We start from the raw sequence: 20,446 nt of genomic DNA, 5'->3' as shown, positions 1-20,446 counted from the left end.
AAAACTTAAAAGCATTACTATGAACGCAGAATTCCAATTCAAGCACGAAATCCCAGTACAAATCCGTTTCAGCGATGTAGACCAGTACGGTCACATGAATAATTCCGTGTATTTTTCGTTGTACGACCTGGCTAAAACATCCTATTTCCGCGATGTGTTTGGGGAAGAAGAACGCGACAAATTCAATGTGGTAGTAGTCAATATCAATGCAGACTTTTTAGCACCTGTATTCTTTTCTGACGAACTCATGATTGAAACGACTGTGATCCACCTCGGGCATAAGAGTTTAACCATGCTACAACGAGCCTTCAATAAGGCCAGCGGTGTATTGAAGTGCCAGTGCCGTACCGTATTGGTGGGATATGATATACTGACCAAAGAACCCATGGAAATTCCGATGGCATATAAACAAGCTATCTGTGATTATGAAGGAAAAACATTAAGCGAACTATCCCAGCCTATTCAATAAAAAAATCCTGCCCTTAGGGCAGGATTTTTTTATTTACTTAACCAATATTATTCCTCCATCCGGTTGGAGTACCACTTTCACCTCTACCGGATTCTTGATTTTCAGTTCCTCCAGCTGCGGCTGACGTTTCTTGTCGTCCAGATAATAGGAAACCGTTTCGCCTTTCTCCCACATCGGCAGGTTCAGGCTTAGTTTCAATGGTTCTTTCTGCGCATTTACACCCACTACATACCAGCGGTCGCCATGACGGCGGGCCAGTACACAGTATTTGCCGGGATAACCGTCAAGGAACACCGTTTCATCCCACGTAGTAGGTACCTGCTTCATAAAATCGATAGCCAGTGCCGGTGCATCTGTCAGGTTGTTCGGAGCCAGCGCAAAGTTCTGAATCGGGTTCTGATACAGCACTGCCGTAGCCAGCTGGAACACGTCCGTCGTCTTGCGGATGGTACCTCCGTCGTTCGTACGGTTGTGACGCTTGTTCAGCAGTGTACCGCCAAACTCCATACAGCCGATGGTATTGCGGATAAACGGATGTAGGCAGGCATTGTAAGCCTCCATGTCATCGAAGTGCTGGTTGAATATCAGGTTCTCAGAAGCAAGTACCGCCTCACTGCCCACATAGTTCGGATACATGCGTTCCCAACCGCGGGGAATGGTACAGCCATGGAAGATTATCATCAGGCCATATTCATTGGCATCGGTCAGAATGTCTTCGTATAAGCCCATCATCTGCTGCTTGTCACTGCCGAAGAAATCTACCTTCAGTCCCTTCACGCCGCACTTCTGCAACCATTTCATCTCTTTCTTGCGGGCTACCGAGTTGCTCATGCACTGCTTGGCATCCTGCGGAGCGTCGTTCCAGTAACCGTTGGAGTTGTACCACACGAATACATCCACGTTCTTCTGGTGAGCATACTTGAACAGCTCTTCCATGCGGTCGCGGCCGATGTTCTTTTCCCAGCCTCCGTCAATCAGCGTATATTCATACCCCATTTCACTGGCAAGGTCAATGAAACGAATCTGGTCATCGTAGTTGATGCTAGGGTCCTGCCACATAATCCAGCTCCACGTAGAACGGCCGAACTTGTATTCCTGCGAAGGCTCATACAGCGGTTCCACCACATCAAACGGAACGGTAGTCTCCACTATCGGCTTCAGTCCGCTGCCCACCGTAATCGTACGCCACGGAGTTGCACCCGGAAGGGCCAGTCCCGGAGTAGAAGAACCCAGACCGTTCATCTCGCCCGGATTTGGGAAAGCAATAGTGTAAAGACCATCTTTAGTAGCATCACTCAGATGAGAAGCACAATACAGGCTGCGCACACCTGTCTCCGATACCAGCGCCCAATTGTCACCCACATGAAACAGTGCCGGGAAAGTATAGCCTTCACCGTACTTGGAAGGAGTAGCCACCGGTTCATCGGGTACATATTCCTCCTCGTAGCTCGGCTTGGTACGCATCCAGCCTATCATCGGGTCACTCTGTGGAGAAAGGAACGTGGTGGTAGACGAAGGAAAATCAAAGCCGGTCGCTTCCTTTTCAATTACCATACAGGCCGTTTCGCCATACTGAGGCATCTCGTAGCGGAAGGCAATGTCGTTATTACTCAACTGGAACACGATGTCCAGTTTCTTCTTCTCCGCATTTTCAAGGGTTACAGTCAGCTTATTGGCAGAATAGTTTACCGTAGAACACTTGATACGGTCCTGCGTGTACGTCTTTTCCACCTTGTCTGCCTGCTGACCGACAAAGCTCATCTGACGGCTGAAGTCGCCAATATTGGATACAAAGCCGAGAGGAGAATTCTCCAAGACGGTTTTTCCGTCGTATGTCACCGAATAGACAGGCTTGCCGTCCTGCAACTGAAAATCGAGTTTCAAACGAGAATCAGGGCCGGTGACTGCCGCCTGCTGGGCAAATGTCTGTACCACCCCTGCAAATAATAAAGAAAATAAAGTAAGCTGCTTCATAAACAGTTTATATCATAAAACAATAACCTATCTCAAACTAATATTCCAAATTAGGGAGCCGACAAAATCAGCCCCCTAATTTTATTTATTTTCCGTAAGCATAGACCTCAGACAATGAACAGTTCTGATCACGATAACTGCTAAGGATCCTGATTTTCACATACCGTCCTGTCGTCGGAATTATACCAAACACTTGCTTGTCAGTATTTTGCTTCATCGTGAAGCGTCCTACCGGTTCTCCCCAGTCATTTCCATCTGTACTAACATAGAACTCACCCGATCCAGTATCTGTAAATCCACCTCCACGCTGTACCATGGCAAACTGAGTAAACGTATAATTCTGTTTTGCATCCAATACAATCTCATACGGAAGTCCTCTTTGTCCACTACCGTTCTGCCAAATTGAATGCCAATATGTACCTAAATCTCCATCCAAGACTTTATTTGCTGCTCCATTAGAACCTTCACCAGTAGTTTCCTCCGAGTTTGCCGTACCTGTCCACCCCGTGCGGTCCAGTTCTTTCGCCATAACACGAATCTTAATTGGGTACACATTCATTGTAGCAGAAACCGCGAACTGAGAGACACTCTTTATTTTCACGGGCAACATATAATCACCAGGAATGGTAAATTTAGAGCCATCAATTGTCACATTCAACTTAGAAGTCGTTGTTCCTGCTGGAAGAGAAACTAATTCATCAAAAGAATAGCTACCTTCCGGCATCATCTGGAAAACAGTTCCATTTTCGTCATTATAATCCGCTATAAAGTCTGCACTTTCAATTTCTAATTCACATGACAAATCCCATTTGTTTTCCGTATCCAGTCCGATTTCTATTTCTTCCGTAATCGAAGGAACTTCCCCAAACAGAAACTCTTTCACTTCTTCGCTCTGAACAAAGAATCCCACATTCGGAGTCACCACACCTGTAATCTGAAGAAACAATTCATTCTTTGCTGCATTCACAGAGTCAGTCTGACTAGTCACTCTCAGCGGCAATACCCACTTTGCTTCTGGATTACTTTCAATCAGCGCTTTCACCTTGGTTGAGTTAACAGACACATTTACCGATTTTGAATGATCTTCAGATGTAAATACCAAGTCAGCAGTCTCCAAAGAAAAACTTTCTTCAGAAAGTACCTTATAGTTTACGGCTTCAGGATTACTATACAACTGATCCACTTCTTCCTGACTTAACACGTTTATCTGTGCATTCGCAGTCAGAGTAGGATCACTTCCTGTCTTAATCACCGACAAGGTATAAGTGTAATCCTCACCTGTATCATATAACGTCATTTCTTGTTTTCCACTATTATTTACATACAAAATTTTATGATATTCTTGTGGCACAAGATTTTCCAAGTCATACTTGGAGTTATTGCAGGCACTCAACAACATAAGACATCCTGCCAAATAAATTATATTCTTTCTCATCAGATTCATTTCTTAAAACATTAATAACCTGGAGCCTGTACTAACTGAGGATTGCTATACAGTTCATCCATTCCTTGTCTAGACCAAATCGGCATCAAGTAAAGACGGTTATCCCATTTAAAGGGCTGATCAATCAAGGTTGGCTGATTGAACTCTTCAAAACTAGGATTTTCAACTAATCCATTCAAACCGTATCTGACTCCAGCTTTCAACATAGTCGGAGCAATCATCCAGCGGCGCACATCATAATAGCGGAAGCCTTCTTCGTACAATTCCACAAAGCGCTCATTACGAACCCAGTCCATCAATGTCATATCACCAGTCAAATCTGCATCCGTCAATTCTTTCAAGCCCGCTCTTTCTCTTATCTCATTCAGGTTGGCAAGCGATTCCGTTGTATTATCCAATGCCGCATAGCATTCAGCTAAATTCAAATATAATTCAGCCATACGGATATAAGGACGTCGAGCCGCACGATGAGTTCTTGTTCCATTTGCCCCAAAACGGATGTTAGGATCAATGAATTTCTTAGACAGATATCCAGTTCCTGCACAGTTACGAGTATTACTCTGACTCCATCCATTCGTATTGGTATTCTTTAAATTCAACCAAAGAGAGTTTCCGTCATTAATTTTCTTCGCATATTCACATCCATCAAATGCAATCCAAGCATAAAAACGAGCTTCACGCTTTGCATTCAATTTTATGATATCATTCTTCACATCCTCTCCATCCAAACGGTCTGTAACCAATTCCGGACTTTGAACGGCATCATTAAAACGTTCATACCAACCAGATTCCGGATAGAAATTCGCATCCTGACTAGGCAATTTGCCATTTTCTGTATAGAAATGCTGCACTGCATACAAGGTAGGAGCCATTCCCGACCATCCACCGGCATATTGTCCATCGCTTTTCTTCACCACTCTACTCGGCAGACGAGAATCTGTAGCTTCTCCTCCATTATTCACATCAGAATCAATACGGTTTGCCCAAATCAATTCTTTGTTGCCCTGACCTTCATTAGCAGTCACCAGATACTGGAACATACGTACTCTTCTCTTGAAAAGGTCATTTTCCTCTGTCTCCGTTTCTTTTCCAGGTATATAAGGTAAGCCTAATCCATCATTTTCTGCTATCTGATCTGCAGCCTCTATACTGAACAGCTCATAACCAGCCGCTTTTGCAGCAGCCAATGCCTCCTGCGCAGCTGTCAACGCCCGCTCCCACTTACTACGGTCATAAGTAGTGCTTACCAGATCCATTCCATATCCAGGAGTTTCAAAATTTACATTCTTCCAGTTTGGATAAGGGAATGAACCGTTCCACAAAGGAGATGCCGCACACAGCAATACTCTTGCTTTCAAAGCCTTACAAATGGTAGAAGTAGCACGTCCCAAATCATCCGTTTCTCTGACAGCAGGCAAAATCGTTGCAGCCGTATCCAACTTCTGTACAATATAATCTACACAATAATCAAAGTGAGAACGACCCGGAATCTGGCTGTTCGTTATATTCGGGTCCACTTTTTCTGTGATAATCGGACAGGGGCCCATAGCCTGAAGAATCCGGAAATGATAATACGCCTCCAAGAACCAGCATTCAGCCTTGTATTCATCCTTATCCTCTTCAGTAACTCCCACAGGCTGAAGTTCATCTATTAAACTTAAAAAATGATGTACATATCCTATCCAGTTATACCCCGGTACCCAGAATCCGAAATCATCAAAATTCTTACCGTTTCCCCAAGTCATATAAGTAGAAGCAGAAACTGTTCCCCAAGCAATTTGCTGTTGAAAATCATTCCAAGCCTTCGGTGCTACAATTTCATCTGCAGACTGTTCAAAAGCATTGAAGTCATAAGGCTGACAACGAGGTACATAGCCATAACAGGTAAACAAAAAGTTTTCTACTGCATTTTGATCTTTCATGGTGTCCTCAAAATCGGCCTGTGCGGGAGGAATCACATCTAGATAATTACAGGCAGTCAACATACAGCAAGGTATTACTATCATCCGTGCTGTCTTATATATATTTTTTATCAAATTCATAGTTTCATGTATTATTCATTAAAATGTAAGTTGAACTCCCAAGTTAAAAGTACGTTGCAAAGGATAAGCATTCCAACTTAATTCTGGATCCCACAATTTAAACGGACTGAACACAGCCAGGTTGTCTCCACTCAGGTATACACGGCAATAAGGGAAACGATAACCAATTTCCAGTGTCTTAAAGCGCAAGAAATTTCCATTTCTTAACCAATACGAACTAGGCTGAGTATTATTAGAAACATCTGCTTCAGTAATACCTAAACGAGGATATTCTGCATTAGGATTCGGATTATCTACTGACCAGTGATCGTCTGCAATCCACTGCATCAAGTTTCTTTCCAGCGTTTCCACTGTGATACCATCACCACCACCGGCAAGGAATGGAGTGTATCCACTATTAATCATAATTTTACGTTTGGCAGAACCGTTAAAGAATACTCCAAAATCAAATTTCTTATATGATATATTCAAACCGAAACCGTATTGGATGCGAGGCACTCCATTGTAAGGAGAAAGCATCACCTGGTCTTCTGTCGTAATCTGTCCATCTCCGTTTATATCCCGATACTTGATATCTCCCGGCATAATGTTAGAGCCCAGCTGAGACTGGTCTGCCCATTGATCAATTTCCTCCTGGCTAGTGAATAATCCTTCTGCGACATACCCGGTAAGTGTATTCAGCGGCTTGCCTGTTTTAGTCTGCCAAGTATATGGATAGTTAGGTTCGTCTACATATTTATATTCGTTCTGGTTATAGGTAAAGTTTCCACGCAAATCAATAGACCAGTCCTTTCCAAACTGTTTAGACCAGTTCACACTCAATTCATATCCCTGATTCACTACTTCTCCAATATTACTCCAAGGCAATGATCCCCAGTAACCCAACATATAAGGCCAGGAAGCACGCGCCATCAAGATTCTGTCTCGCTTATCGTGGAAATAATCAAAGGTGATATTCAACTGGTTAAACAGTGACATATCAAAACCAATATCAAACTTCTTGACATGTTCCCATCCAGCATTCTGCACAGCCAATACATAAAAGGCAGGACCTTTTCTGTTTATCTCACTAGTAGGCAAACCAGTCCAGAAATCATGAGCACTTCCTATACTGATATTATTTTGATACAAGAAATGAGGAGCCCCTCCGTTAAACTCATCACTACCTACCAAACCATAAGAAGTTCTCACCTTCAAATGGCTAACATAGTTACTAATTGGTTCCCAGAACTTTTCTGAACTGACTACCCACCCCAAAGAAGCAGCCGGGAAGAATTCGAAACGCTCTCCTTTTGCCAAACGTTCAGAGCCATTGTAACCAAAGTTAAATTCCAGCAAGTACTTATTAGCAAAATCGTACGTCAAGCGTCCTGAATACCCCTGGTTTCTATTAGGTAACACATCATTTCTGTATTCACGCATCATGTACATCAACATGGCTGACAAGTTATGGTCGCCAAAACTACGCTTCCAGTCCAAACGTGCGTCAAAATAGAAGGTCTGATCAGAATTACGGCTAATTCCCGACTGACTAAGATATTGATCACCTGTTTGTAACAATTGAAGTTCGTACTCATCGGTATCCGGTAAATAACTACCGTCTTTTACCTTATAATAATAAGGTTTGATAGAACGATTATAAGAAGACTCTGACCAGTTCTTGAAGTTCACCAAAGCTTTTAAACTCAATCCTTCCGTGATAAAGTCCAGTTTCTGATTTAAACTGATAGAAGTATTCAGTGTATTGTAGTTCGTTTCTTTAAATGAACCTAACATTTCTGCATAAGGGTTCTTTCCGAGTACATTTGGTTTTATTTCTGCATTACCGAAGCGAATAAAACCATCATCCCCTTCCTGACTGGGGAAATAAGCAGGAAAAGCCACTGGATTCGCTCTCATTACAGTCTGGTACATATCCGACACACTGTAGTTAGGCCCCTGACGATTTCCAATCTGTGCCATCATACGAAGGTCAATCGTAGTCGTATTGGTTACCTTATAAGATATATTATTCTGGAAGTTATACTCCCAGTTATTGATGTTGGTATCATAATAATAATTCTTCGGTGCATCCAGCAAACCAGTATCATGATTGGCTTGCAAACTCATATAATATGTCACACGAGAACCACCACCTTGAAGATTAATATTGGCACGCTGATTGTAGTTTCCTTCCTTAAAAATCAAATCATACCAATCCACATTCGGGTATACATACGGATTCAATCCTTTTTCAGTATTCAGAATCTGTTCTTCCGTATATTTCGGATTCGTGATAGGAGTCAGACTTCTAGCCTGAGCCGCTTCATTGTAAGTACGCATAAAGGTCGGTCCGTCTGCAAATTCCACTACATTCATCGGACGGAAGTAAGATGCCTCCAAAGAAACATTTATCTTCGCTTTTGAGTTTTCCGTACCACTTTTTGTAGTAACCAGCATCACACCATTCGCACCTCGGTTACCGTAAATAGCCGTTGCCGAAGCATCTTTCAACAAAGAAAAACTTTCGATAGATTCTGCCGGAATACGGTTCAAGTCAGAGGATGAAATTTCCACTCCATCCAACAGAATCAATGGGGTAGAACGTCCTCCGAATGTATTGATACCACGGATATAAAATTCAGAAGAAGATCCAGGTTCTCCACTGCTTGTCATAGACATAATACCAGCTAACTTACCAGCCAAAGAACTAGTCAGCGAAGAAGAAGGAACCTTTAGAGTAGAACCTTTTACAGTAGCAATAGATCCAGTTACAGAAACTTTCTTCTGTGTTCCCTGTCCTACAACCACTACCTCAGCCAGCATTTCATTATCCGGTACAAGCTTCACATTTACAAGTCCCTGATCAGTAATATAAACTTCCTGTTTTTTATAACCTACATAACTAACCTCCAGGGTGCAACTTTTCCCAGAAAAAGTAAGTGAGAAGTTACCATCCAAGTCAGTAATAACACCATTAGTAGTGCCTTTTACAACTACATTGGCACCTATCACTGTCGAACCATCGGTAGCATCAGTTACTACACCAGAAATAGTACGCTGCTGTTTCACCGATTTAGCAGAGGCCTTACTTAAAATAATTTCTTTTCCATTTACTTTATATACAATTCCACTACCTTCAAATACTTCTGAAAGCACTTCCTCAATATCCCCGTTGAGATTATAGTTTTTCTTAGCACTTCCTTCCAAATCACTGGATTTATAAAAGAAAGAATAATCAGTGGTTTCTTCTATTTCTCTTACCACTTCCAACAAAGACATTGAATTTCCCCGTAAAGGAATCTGCCCGGTAAAAGGTGCAGACCAAGCATCCGACGAAGGATACAACAAGAGCGAAAGAATCAAACTCCTACAAAACAAACTTCTCTTTTTCATTTTTCATGTGTTTAATTTATAGTTAACCATCATTCAAGAATTAGGTTTTGTAATAAATACACTTATCATGAAAAAAAGACTACATGGGTAATAAGATTTTTTCTAAAAATATTTTTATCTGTAGAAATAAAAAATCCCCGTGAGACTTACAAACACAAAGTTTCACGGGGAATATACATCTATTATATATCAGCAATAAATTCTATTTCATCAACAAATAATGGGAACCATTTTTCTTATAAGTCAGTTGTGAAGAAAAACATATTTTTTCTATCACAGCTTCCATGCTTTCATCATTTCGTATAGTACCAGTCAGCAATAAGCCATGATTTACAGCTTTATCCAATTCTACCTCTACCCGATATTTTTTTCTGATAAAATCCATCAAATTATCAAGTCGGATATCCGTAAAACGATAATTTCCATCTACCCATTGTATGTTTTCTGGAAAATTCTCGACCAAAGTAGAACCGGTATGTACATCATATACTAAACGTTGAGAAGGTGCCATACTAATTAATGACTGGTTTTTACCAACAAAATCAATGGCTCCCTCATATAAGGCTATAATTGAAGTATCTAACGTAGGTTGATTTACAGAAAAGACTGTACCTTTAACCTCTATACAAGCTGTATTGATATAGACCTTGAAATCTGTATTGGCTTTCTTTTTTACTTCGAAGACAGAACTTCCTGTCAGCCAAACTTCACGTTTACTCAGGAAGTCTGAAGAAATTCGTATCTTACTCTCTGGTTCCAACCAAACAGTTGAACTATCTGGCAATATATACATACGGCCTTCTACATAAGAATGCTCTATATAAGCCACACTCTTTATTTCATGTTTTTCAGGTATCTTATATCCCCAATAAAGCATAACCCCTACTAATGCTGCAGCAACCGCCCATCCTGCCCGCAAAATATAACGACGAGGAGAGAATATTTTTCTATCTACCCTTTTCCAAGTCTTTTCTTTAAGTTCCAGATTCTCATCCACCTGTTCACTTTTTACTTTTTCCCATTCCTTGTGTAACTGTTCCACAAAAGGTTTCCAATTTCCCAAATCTTCTGTTTTATGTTTTTTCTGGTTCATGCACCTAAACTTATTTTATTTACTATAAATACACGCCATAAAAAGAATTGACTACAAAGCTATATCACTTTATTGTTATTTTTTACATTCGTATTCATTTTATTCAAAAGATTTTCAATAATAAGATTATTTATCTACATTTGCACACATAGAATATTTAAAGAACGCTAATAATTTTTTTCGACCTCGCAGTATGATTAATACTATCCGTCAAATTAAACAAGGGAATTCCAAGGCCTTTAAAGCAATTTTTGACCGATATTGGAACATCGTATATCGTTTTACAGGCCTGTATCTCATGGATAACTACGAGAAGGAAGAAATTACACAGCAAGTATTTATTAAACTTTGGGAAAAGCGCGAACTGCTGGACGAAGAAAAAGATTTAGACGGGTTACTTTTCATTATCACAAGAAATTTGATATTCAACCATATCCGCAAATCTATCAATGAAGAAAAACTAGCTGAGACATTACAGCTGGCAACAGAAGCCTCAAATGAAATTGAACAAGGAATAGAAGCTGAAGATTTAAAAAAGTACATAGACAAACTTGTTCACATGCTTCCTGAACGGCAACGAACCGCATTCATTTTAAGTAAAAAAAGAGGATTAAAGGTAAAAGAGATTGCAGAAGAAATGCATATCTCCGAAAAAGGAGTTGCCAGAAACCTGTATCTGGCAACAAAATTCCTAAAAAAACATATCTTGTTCTTCTGGCTCGCATATTCTGTATTCTCGCATTCTAATTTTTCCTTTCAATCATTGGAAGACATCTCTCTAAGGTTCTGGAGTACTATTCCTGAATGCCGTTTAAAGAATTTGCTGAATGAGGCTTGATTGACAAGCTTAGTATTACCCTAATTATTGAATACTTAATTATCAACCATATCCGCAAAAAAGCAAAAAGCCGGACAGATACACGAAGTATCCTTCCGGCTTTCACTTTTTCCGTCTTATCAGACAATATTTACAATTAATTCTGCATTCTATTATTCTTCCGTATTCTCTTCCATCTTCCGTTTCACAAACTTGATTTTCAAGTTGGCCTCTTTCTGCTCTTTCTTGATTTCTTCGATGGCAGACAACACACGTGCCAGCTCACTCAGTTCTGCGACTGCCTTCACGTCATTCGGATGCATCACTGTCTTATAATTCCGGTCGCCGATAAATTCCAGACGGATGTTTTTCTTATCACGATTGGCTACCAGAAATGCAATCACCCCTCCATCATTACCCAGTTTATAGTCGGCTTTTTCTACCGGACGTCCTAAATCTGTAGTTTCATAACTATCTATTGACGTAGGAGTTTCCGCAAAAGTATCATCCACAGAAACCTTTACAGCCGTATGATGAATACTCCCTCCCGCACAATAAATAGAGGTCAGCGACATCTCGCCTAATTCGCTCACCTGTGCACGCAAGAACGAACGGCCGATGTTTTTTTCGACCACCTGAGTGGGATAGAAATAATTTCCTACTTCCTGATAGGCCGTGTCCTTCTCCAGGACAAACTTTCCCTTGATGGAGTCAAGCGCAGCCTGCTTCACCGTCATCATGCTGTCCAGATAAGCCAAAGTCTTGGTCTGTTCTGCCAGGTCAATCTGCTGCATCAGTTTGATACCCGCCTTGCGCACTTCAAATGCCTTGGGATACAGGGTACGAATACTATCTATCTGCAATTTAGCCAGGCTGTACTCACCTGCCGCATACGCAGCTTCCGCACGCTGAAACAACTGGCCAGCCTGCTTCTCACCGTTCTGGCAAGCAGAAAGTGCCAGTGCCATCGGAACGAGCAATAATCCTATCTTTTTCATACGTTTATCTATCATTCTATGCAGGCAAAAATACAACTATTTTCGGAACTCCTCCGCACATTCCTGCTTTTTTCCACGCATTTTCTATGTTTCCCTCACCGGAAACCTACGTTTTGCGGAAGGGAAACCTACGTTTCGGCCTTGAGAAACATAGGGTTCGCACAAGCGAAACGTAAAACATGCAGAAAGGTTTGTTTCTTAACAGCCTGATGTTTCCTCAATGTCTTTCCACAACCAGAAAAACGAATGCAAGATTTCAAGCAAGCGGCAAAAAATGGACAAAGGGATTTTTTTTGTAACTTTGCGGCAAATTGAAAAAATGCATACAATGGAACTGAAAGAACACTTCGCTGGCAGAATTTTTAGTCTGATATCAGAAACGGCCGATGAGCTGGGACTGGAATGCTATGTTGTAGGTGGATATGTAAGAGATATTTTCCTGAACAGACCTTCCAAGGACATAGATGTAGTGGTGGTAGGAAGCGGAATTGAAATGGCTCAGGCTTTCGGCAAAAAGCTGGGACGAGGTGCGCATGTATCTGTTTTCAAGAACTTCGGTACGGCACAAGTCAAGTTCAAGGATACGGAAGTGGAGTTTGTGGGTGCACGCAAGGAGTCGTATAGCCACGACAGCCGCAAGCCGATAGTGGAAGACGGCACGCTGGAAGACGACCAGAACCGCAGAGACTTCACCATCAATGCCATGGCAGTCTGCCTGAACAAGGCACGCTTCGGAGAACTGGTAGACCCTTTCGACGGTCTGGATGACCTGAAGGAACGTACCATCCGTACTCCGCTTGATCCGGACATCACGTTCAGCGACGACCCGCTGCGCATGATGCGCTGCATACGGTTTGCCACGCAATTGAATTTCTATATAGACGATGAAACGTTCGAAGCACTGGAGCGCAACAAGGAACGCATCAAGATTATTTCGCGCGAACGTATCGCCGACGAACTGAACAAGATTTTGCTGTCACCTGTGCCTTCAAAGGGCTTTATTGATCTGGACCGCTGCGGACTGCTGGAACTGATTTTCCCGGAACTGGTGGCACTGCAGGGAGTGGAAGTGCGCAACGGACGCGGTCACAAAGACAATTTCTACCACACGCTTGAAGTGGTGGATAATATTTCACGCGTAAGTAATGACTTGTGGCTGCGCTGGGCTACCCTGCTGCACGATATTGGCAAACCGAGAACCAAACGCTGGGAACCTAAGGCGGGATGGACTTTCCATAACCACAATTTCATCGGTGAGAAAATGATTCCGGAAATCTTCCGCAAGATGAAACTTCCGATGAACGAGAAAATGAAGTACGTACAGAAACTCGTCGGTCTGCACATGCGTCCGATTGTAATTGCCGATGAAGAAGTGACCGACTCGGCCGTACGCCGCCTGCTCTTCGAAGCCGGTGATGATATCGACGACCTGATGATGCTTTGCGAAGCAGACATTACTTCCAAAAACGAAGCCCGCAAGCAACGCTTCCTGGATAATTTCAAGCTGGTGCGACAGAAGTTGAAAGATTTGGAAGAAAAAGACCGTATCCGGAACTTCCAACCGCCCGTAGACGGAGCCGAAATCATGCAGGTATTCAATTTGCAGCCTTGCCGTGAAATCGGAAGTCTGAAAAGCTCTATCAAGGATGCCATTCTGGATGGTGCCATCCCGAACGAGCACGATGCCGCCTTTGAATATATGCTGAAAAAGGCGGAACAGATGGGCTTGAAGCCTGTAAATCTGCCTGAAAAGAAATAACCTAACCTCATCTTCCGGAACTTCTGTCAGCCTATTCTGATGGAAATTCCGGAGAATTTTTTCTTCATACTTTTGGCGAGCAGATAAGCTATAAAAATATTTCAAGATTTTCAATATCAGGCAGGAATTATAAATTAGAGTTTTCCACTTTACTGCCCTACAGCATACTACAGCGCATATTTTATCATTAAAAGTTTCCTGAATTTAGAAACATCCGGAAAATCTCATTTTTTATTTTTCTCCCAAATCTCTATCTTTGTCCTGCTTTTCAAAAGGTAACCTAACCGTTTCAAAAGGGAATGCCGTGGAAATCGGCAACAGTACCTGCTGCTGTGATTCTTGCGTAAACCTGGACATGCATTGCAAGCCACTGTGAATCGAACTCATGGGAAGGCGTCTGTGGGGAAAGATCAGTCAGAAGACCTGCCCGGAAAAGCACAAGTATAATTTATGTTTTACCTCATTTAACTGAAAGAAATGAATTTGACAGAAATCCGCATCATCAAACGCGACGGAAAGCAGGAAAACTTTTCAGCCGCTAAAATCACCAACGCCATCGGAAAGGCTTTCGAAGCAACCGGTATTCCTCAGCAGAGAGAGGAACTGGACCTGATTACCCGGCAGGTGGTGTCACACTTCTCACAGCCAACCATCGGTGTGGAAGAAATTCAGGACCTCGTGGAAAACGAATTAATGAAGGTGCAGCCGGAAGTGGCCAAGAAATACATTATCTACCGTCAGTGGAGAAATACGGAAAGAGACCGGAAGACGCACATCAAGCATATCATGGATGGCATTGTGGCCATCGACAAGAATGATGTAAACCTGAGCAATGCCAACATGTCAAGCCATACACCGGCCGGACAGATGATGACTTTTGCTTCAGAAATCACCAAGGACTATACTTACAAATATCTTCTTCCGAAAAAATATGCAGAAGCACATCAGATGGGTGACATACACATCCACGACCTGGATTATTATCCCACAAAGACGACTACCTGCATACAGTATGACTTAGATGATTTGTTCGAACGCGGATTTCACACCAAGAACGGAAGCATCCGTACGCCGCAGTCCATCCAGAGTTACGCAACACTGGCTACCATCATTTTCCAGACGAACCAGAATGAACAGCACGGAGGACAGGCAATTCCGGCCTTCGACTTTTTCATGGCCAAGGGAGTGCTGAAAAGTTTCCAGAAAATCATGGCTACTCATTTAGGTTTGCTGCTCGACATCAAGGGACACACAACGGACGAGAAAGAAATCCTGAAAGGGATACGTGCCCATTTCCACAGCATCGCTCCTAACGAAGAAACAGAAAAGGCTTACCTGGATTCTTTGCAAGCGGCAGGTATCAACCTGACAGCAGACGAATTGAAGTATGTGCTCCGCAAAACGCTGGCACAAACCCGCAAAGATACACATCAGGCCATGGAGGGCTTCATCCACAACTTGAACACCATGCATTCCAGAGGGGGTAATCAGGTGGTATTCAGCTCCATCAATTACGGTACGGATACCTCGGCAGAAGGAAGAATGGTGATTCAGGAATTATTGAAGGCTACCATCGAAGGCTTGGGAAATCATGGAGAAGTTCCGGTCTTCCCTATCCAGATTTTTAAGGTAAAAGACGGAGTGAGCTATTCTGAAGCCGATTATCAACTGGCTATGAAAGATTTTGAAGCAGCTCTCTCAGGAGAAGTGAAGTTTGAATGCCCGAATTTCGACCTCTTCCTGCAAGCATGTCGTACGACGGCCAAAGCGTTGTTCCCCAACTTTATGTTCCTGGATACTCCGTTCAACAAACACGAGAAATGGAGTGCCGATGACCCGAAACGTTACCGTTACGAACTGGCGACCATGGGATGCCGCACACGCGTATTCGAGAACCTGAATGGAGAAAAGACTTCATTGGGAAGAGGTAACCTTTCATTCACGACCATGAACCTGCCTCGTCTGGCCATCGAAGCGCACCGGAAAGCAGAAAGTCTGACTAACGAGACTCCGGAAGGCAAGCTTCAGAAAGCAAAGGAATTTTTCCTCCAGTCAGTACACTCCATGGCTGAATTCATCGCAGAACAGTTGTATATCCGTTACCAGTACCAGCGTACCGCTCTTGCACGTCAGTTCCCGTTCATGATGGGCAATAATGTATGGAAAGGTGGAGGTACCCTTCATCCCAACGAAGAAGTAGGAGATGTGTTGAAACAAGGTACTTTAGGTATCGGTTTTATCGGAGGACACAATGCCATGATGGCATTATACGGCCAAGGACATGGACACAACCAGCAGGCGTGGAACACACTTTACGAAGCTATTGAAGAGATGAACAAGGTGGCCGAAGACTATAAAAGGAAATACGGCTTGAATTATTCGGTACTGGCAACTCCCGCCGAAGGATTGTCAGGTAGATTTACCCGTATGGACAAACGGAAATATGGAATCATTGAAGGGGTAAACGACCGTGATTATTATGTCAACTCCTTCCATGTGGACGTAAAAGAACCGATTACTATTGTTGAGAAAATCAAGCGGGAGGCTCCTTTCCATGCGCTGACACGTGGCGGACACATCACCTACGTAGAGCTGGATGGCGAGGCGCAGAAAAACGTAAAGGCCATTGCGAAGATTGTAAAGGTGATGCACGACGAACAGATTGGATACGGTTCTATCAACCACCCGGTAGATACTTGTCACGATTGTGGCTACAAGGGAGTCATCTATAGCCGTTGTCCGGTGTGCAACAGTGAGAATATCCTGCGCATGCGCCGTATCACCGGTTACCTGACAGGCGACCTTAGCAGCTGGAACTCTGCCAAGAGAGCGGAAGAGCACGACCGTGTAAAGCATGCATAAGCCGAAAGGAAACGTACATGTTACATTATTTATATACATATCCTGAAACGATTGTCGACGGTGAGGGCATCCGGTATTCCATCTATCTGGCTGGATGTTCCCATCGTTGCAAGGGATGTCACAATCCGGAATCATGGAACCCGAAAGCTGGCAAACCTCTCACGCAGGAGGTGCTGGAGCAAATCATTCAGGAAATCAATGCCAATCCTCTGCTGGACGGAGTGACCTTTTCAGGCGGTGACCCTTTTTACAATCCGGAAGAGTTTCTGCCTGTCCTGAAAGAAGTCAGCCAGCGAACAGGCATGAATATCTGGTGTTACACTGGATATACGTACGAACAACTGAAAGAGGACCCTATCCGCCAGAAACTACTCCCCTACATCGACATACTCGTGGACGGCCCTTTTATCGAATCGCTCTACTCTCCTTTTCTGGACTTTTGCGGGAGCAGTAACCAGCGAATCCTTAAACTGAAATAGCAAAACATTGGTTCGTTAGCATATCCCCCGATTTTAGTTAATAAATTCGTAACTAAAATCGAGGGATATATTTTATACCCGTTTCCCGTTTCGTTATATTGTTATCGCACACGGAGAAAAACGTTGTCGTACACGGTCACCGTTTCCGTGCACAAAGACTAAAAATAGCCCTTTTCTTGATTTATATCATGAAAACAACTATTTATTAAAAAAACATCTTGCAAGTTCTTGCTATCAATCAAAAAAGAATTACCTTTGCAATGTGGTTGTGAAACCAATAGGTAAAAAGAGAAAAACATTTAGGTATTAGAATACATAAGGTAAAAAAGTAATATTTATTTAAGGTATTAGCTAGACTATTTAAGGTATTAGGATTAAGGTATTTAGATTAGATTTAAGTTTAGGTATTAGATTTTAAAGGTAAAAGTTTTCAGGAATTAGGTTTGAGAAGGTATTGGGAATATCTTCAGGTAAAAAGAAAGAAAAAGTAAGGATAACAGGAAACACAAAAAGTATGTAGATGAAAAGAACCCTTAAATGGGGGTTCTTTAGGAAGGCAGCGGAGGTTCAGCAAACTCTCGCTTTTTTTGTATCCGTACGTAACCTCTAATCATTTGTAACTGACCAGATACAATTACGGCGGAACAGCCTACACCATCCCGCCGCTATCAATATGTAAGGTTATCTTATCGCTGAGGAATATCTACTGATGATTCTTTCTTCCCTTTCAAATGTTCTGAGAAGAAATCAACCATTCTCCAATAGAAATATTCATCCATATCGCCGAAACCATGACGCTGTCCTGGCAATGTCAGCATATCAAAACGCTTGTTGGCGCGAATCAGTGCATTAACCACGCGAATGGTATTTCCCGGATGCACGTTGTTGTCTATATCTCCATGTACCAACATCAAATGTCCTTTCAACTGCTTTACAATCTCTGGATTGGTGGCAATCTTATAGGCAAAAGTAGTGTCTCCCTTTTCTGAAACTTCTTCTTTTACCCCATGGTGTGTTTCACTCCACCAGCGGTTGTAGATACGGTTATCATGATTACCGGCACAAGAAACTGCAGCCTTGTAGAAATCAGGATACTGGCAGATTGCTGCTGTCGACATAAAGCCACCTCCCGAGTGTCCGTGGATTCCCACACGCGTAATATCAATAAAAGCATAACGGTCGGCAAGCTGCTCTACTGCTGCCTTATGGTCGGCCAACGGATAGTCCCGCATATTTCCATATCCGTAATTATGGTACCATTTGGAACGGCTGGGGTGGCCACCTCGCTGCCCCACCGTAATCACGATAAATCCGGCTTGTGCCAGACGGTCTGTCCGGACACTCATGCGTCGGAACGGATAATCCACTGCCTCTACCTGAGGTCCCGGATACACATAATCAATAATGGGATATACCTTGGTAGAATCAAAGTCAAAAGGTTTGTACATCACTCCATACAAATCAGTCACCCCATCGGCGGCTTTCACCTTGAAAGGTTCTGGGAATTTGTAACCGGCAGCTTTCAGAGAAGAAAAATCACTTTCCTGTATGGTCATCACCTTTTTCCCGTTATTGTCCAACAGGTCAGCACAAGGAACGGTATTGGCACGTGAATAATTATCGACAAAGAAACGGGCATCGTCATCCAGCTCTACATCATGGAAGAATTCACCATGCGTAAGCTGTTTCAGACCGCTCCCATCCACATTTACTTTATAAAAATGCTCGTAATAGGGATTTTCACCTGCTTCCCGGCCATTGGCCACAAAATAGACTGTCCGTGTAGCCTCATCTACTTTTACCACACGTTCCACATGCCAGGGACCTTCTGTGATACGATTTTTCAAGTTTCCTTTATCATCATATAAGTAAAGGTGTGCCCATCCGTCACGTTCGCTCCACTGAATAAACTCTTTTCCTCCCTTCAGCACATGAATAGGACGTGTTTCCTGGTAGGTGTTCATTCTTTCCTTTACTATAGGTACAATAGAATCAGCACCCAATGTATAAGTACATACATCAATACGATGTAGGTCACGACTGCTGCGTGTCAGGAAGAAACGGTTGTTATCCCCTTGCCAGATTCTTGGAATCAGTTCCATATCGCGCTGTTTCTGTTCAAAGGGTTTACCTTCCAAGTCAATCGACTGATTCTTCCACGCCGCTGTCTTGATTTCTTTCCGTGTACCTGCCTGCACATCGAACAAATACAGATGATATTCCGGCATACCTGTCTCTCCCGGCATCTCATATTTATAAGTTTCCAGAGTAGGACGTGGCTCTGCAATGGAGTTTATCACCCACAACGGTTTCACATTCCGCTGGTCCGCAATAATCGTAGCAAAATATTTGGAGTCCGGCGACCAGTATCCCCACACTTCCCGACGTTTTCCATTGCACAGCGTATCTGTGTTCAAGGTACTGTATGGAATACCATACCCAAAATCCGGTGTACCATCCGTTGTCAGACGGACCTCCACAATCGTACTATCTTTCTCATCCTTACGAGCCTTCTGGTAATCAGCGATGCTCATATAGTACAAATCGCAATCCTTGGCATAAATAACACGCTGGCCATCGGGCGATACAGAAGCCCAATCCGGCTTATCCAGTTCCATCTTTTTGTCTTTCAGGTGTGTCAGCTTACGAGACGGATAGTCGTACGAGAAATAAAACGTGGAATCAGCCTTTGAAACGACTTTAAATGTAAAGGTACGTCCGTCTTCTCCCGCCTTCAATTCTGCAATAGGTAACTGACGTGCTTCAAAAGGGTCCTGTACAATTTCGGTGAGCTGTGAGGCTATCTGTTCACGGTCGAACAATAATTCTTTACGCTTAGCTGACGGATTCACCACATACCAGAACTTTCCTTCACTGGTTTTATACTCAAACCAGAAATTGTTTCCCTGTTGAAACCAATGTGGGTCCACGGTGGTAGAAAACAACATTTTGTCCAGCTTACTTTTGGTAAATTTCTCGGCCTGCAAGTAGCCTGGCAGACGTTCTTCCGCCTGCTGGGCAGAAACAGACGTCAATCCGAGACCACCACACAGCACTACAGCCAATAGGATTTTTTTCATCATATTTTCTTTTTATTTATCGATTAAACAAAACAGACACAAGGAGACAAAGCC

The 20,446-nt window shown here is 42.9% G+C and carries 12 protein-coding genes and 1 riboswitch; of the genes, 5 read left to right on the top strand and 7 right to left on the bottom strand.

Annotation, left to right across the window (positions count from 1 at the left end; genetic code table 11):
- The first annotated feature begins 19 nt into the window (after positions 1–19).
- Positions 20–469, top strand: coding sequence for an acyl-CoA thioesterase (locus tag DXD04_RS01770; protein ID WP_040312501.1), 450 nt, complete (start codon positions 20–22; stop codon positions 467–469).
- Positions 470–502: 33 nt separating this feature from the next.
- Here DXD04_RS01770 and DXD04_RS01765 read toward each other — a convergent pair whose 3' ends face one another.
- The 5 genes from DXD04_RS01765 to DXD04_RS01745 form a co-directional block, all read right to left on the bottom strand.
- Positions 503–2,443 carry a glycoside hydrolase family 97 protein gene (locus DXD04_RS01765; RefSeq protein ID WP_117670332.1) on the bottom strand — a complete coding sequence of 647 codons (1,941 nt, stop codon included), beginning with the start codon at positions 2,441–2,443 and terminating at the stop codon, positions 503–505.
- A gap of 85 nt (positions 2,444–2,528) precedes the next feature.
- A complete protein-coding gene (locus DXD04_RS01760) occupies positions 2,529–3,878 on the bottom strand; it encodes a BT_3987 domain-containing protein (RefSeq protein WP_259295964.1) in 1,350 nt (449 codons plus the stop codon).
- A gap of 20 nt (positions 3,879–3,898) precedes the next feature.
- Positions 3,899–5,929 (bottom strand): RagB/SusD family nutrient uptake outer membrane protein, encoded by a 2,031-nt coding sequence (locus DXD04_RS01755; RefSeq protein ID WP_181977149.1) that lies wholly within the window; start codon positions 5,927–5,929, stop codon positions 3,899–3,901.
- A gap of 18 nt (positions 5,930–5,947) precedes the next feature.
- Positions 5,948–9,304, bottom strand: coding sequence for a TonB-dependent receptor (locus tag DXD04_RS01750; protein WP_259295963.1), 3,357 nt, complete (start codon positions 9,302–9,304; stop codon positions 5,948–5,950).
- A 202-nt stretch (positions 9,305–9,506) separates the two neighbouring features.
- On the bottom strand, positions 9,507–10,397 hold the full coding sequence (locus DXD04_RS01745; protein WP_117670328.1) for a FecR family protein: 891 nt from the start codon (positions 10,395–10,397) through the stop codon (positions 9,507–9,509).
- Between the two features lie 193 nt (positions 10,398–10,590).
- Between DXD04_RS01745 and DXD04_RS01740 the strand changes: the two genes are divergently transcribed.
- Positions 10,591–11,235 carry an RNA polymerase sigma-70 factor gene (locus tag DXD04_RS01740; protein WP_117670326.1) on the top strand — a complete coding sequence of 215 codons (645 nt, stop codon included), beginning with the start codon at positions 10,591–10,593 and terminating at the stop codon, positions 11,233–11,235.
- 152 nt (positions 11,236–11,387) lie between these two features.
- Here DXD04_RS01740 and DXD04_RS01735 read toward each other — a convergent pair whose 3' ends face one another.
- Complete coding sequence (locus tag DXD04_RS01735) at positions 11,388–12,212, bottom strand: hypothetical protein (RefSeq protein ID WP_022054639.1); 825 nt, start codon at positions 12,210–12,212, stop codon at positions 11,388–11,390.
- A 328-nt stretch (positions 12,213–12,540) separates the two neighbouring features.
- Between DXD04_RS01735 and DXD04_RS01730 the strand changes: the two genes are divergently transcribed.
- The 3 genes from DXD04_RS01730 to nrdG all read left to right on the top strand — a co-directional run bounded on the left by DXD04_RS01730 (position 12,541) and on the right by nrdG (position 17,312).
- Positions 12,541–13,971 (top strand): CCA tRNA nucleotidyltransferase, encoded by a 1,431-nt coding sequence (locus DXD04_RS01730; RefSeq protein WP_117670496.1) that lies wholly within the window; start codon positions 12,541–12,543, stop codon positions 13,969–13,971.
- 254 nt (positions 13,972–14,225) lie between these two features.
- A riboswitch (cobalamin riboswitch) is annotated at positions 14,226–14,416 on the top strand.
- Between the two features lie 32 nt (positions 14,417–14,448).
- On the top strand, positions 14,449–16,833 hold the full coding sequence (locus DXD04_RS01725) for an anaerobic ribonucleoside triphosphate reductase (RefSeq protein ID WP_117670324.1): 2,385 nt from the start codon (positions 14,449–14,451) through the stop codon (positions 16,831–16,833).
- Between the two features lie 17 nt (positions 16,834–16,850).
- Positions 16,851–17,312, top strand: coding sequence for an anaerobic ribonucleoside-triphosphate reductase activating protein (gene nrdG / locus DXD04_RS01720; protein ID WP_117670322.1), 462 nt, complete (start codon positions 16,851–16,853; stop codon positions 17,310–17,312).
- Positions 17,313–17,998: 686 nt separating this feature from the next.
- On the opposite strand, the gene DXD04_RS01715 is transcribed toward nrdG, so the two are convergent.
- Positions 17,999–20,392, bottom strand: coding sequence for a S9 family peptidase (locus DXD04_RS01715; protein ID WP_117670494.1), 2,394 nt, complete (start codon positions 20,390–20,392; stop codon positions 17,999–18,001).
- Positions 20,393–20,446: the final 54 nt, after the last annotated feature.

The organism is Phocaeicola plebeius (assembly GCF_003437535.1).
In the GTDB taxonomy this organism is placed as follows: domain Bacteria; phylum Bacteroidota; class Bacteroidia; order Bacteroidales; family Bacteroidaceae; genus Phocaeicola; species Phocaeicola plebeius_A.
The sequence above is the reverse complement of the archived record's forward strand: the minus strand, read 5'-3'. Positions and strand labels throughout refer to the sequence as shown.

Coding starts and splice junctions, on each gene's coding strand:
- DXD04_RS01755 (WP_181977149.1), bottom strand. CDS start 5,929: ATGAATTTGATAAAAAATATATATAAGACAGCACGGATGATAGTAATA.
- DXD04_RS01740 (WP_117670326.1), top strand. CDS start 10,591: ATGATTAATACTATCCGTCAAATTAAACAAGGGAATTCCAAGGCCTTT.
- DXD04_RS01725 (WP_117670324.1), top strand. CDS start 14,449: ATGAATTTGACAGAAATCCGCATCATCAAACGCGACGGAAAGCAGGAA.
- DXD04_RS01750 (WP_259295963.1), bottom strand. CDS start 9,304: ATGAAAAAGAGAAGTTTGTTTTGTAGGAGTTTGATTCTTTCGCTCTTG.
- DXD04_RS01715 (WP_117670494.1), bottom strand. CDS start 20,392: ATGAAAAAAATCCTATTGGCTGTAGTGCTGTGTGGTGGTCTCGGATTG.
- DXD04_RS01735 (WP_022054639.1), bottom strand. CDS start 12,212: ATGAAAAAGATAGGATTATTGCTCGTTCCGATGGCACTGGCACTTTCT.
- DXD04_RS01760 (WP_259295964.1), bottom strand. CDS start 3,878: ATGAGAAAGAATATAATTTATTTGGCAGGATGTCTTATGTTGTTGAGT.
- DXD04_RS01745 (WP_117670328.1), bottom strand. CDS start 10,397: ATGAACCAGAAAAAACATAAAACAGAAGATTTGGGAAATTGGAAACCT.
- DXD04_RS01765 (WP_117670332.1), bottom strand. CDS start 2,443: ATGAAGCAGCTTACTTTATTTTCTTTATTATTTGCAGGGGTGGTACAG.
- nrdG (WP_117670322.1), top strand. CDS start 16,851: ATGTTACATTATTTATATACATATCCTGAAACGATTGTCGACGGTGAG.
- DXD04_RS01730 (WP_117670496.1), top strand. CDS start 12,541: ATGGAACTGAAAGAACACTTCGCTGGCAGAATTTTTAGTCTGATATCA.
- DXD04_RS01770 (WP_040312501.1), top strand. CDS start 20: ATGAACGCAGAATTCCAATTCAAGCACGAAATCCCAGTACAAATCCGT.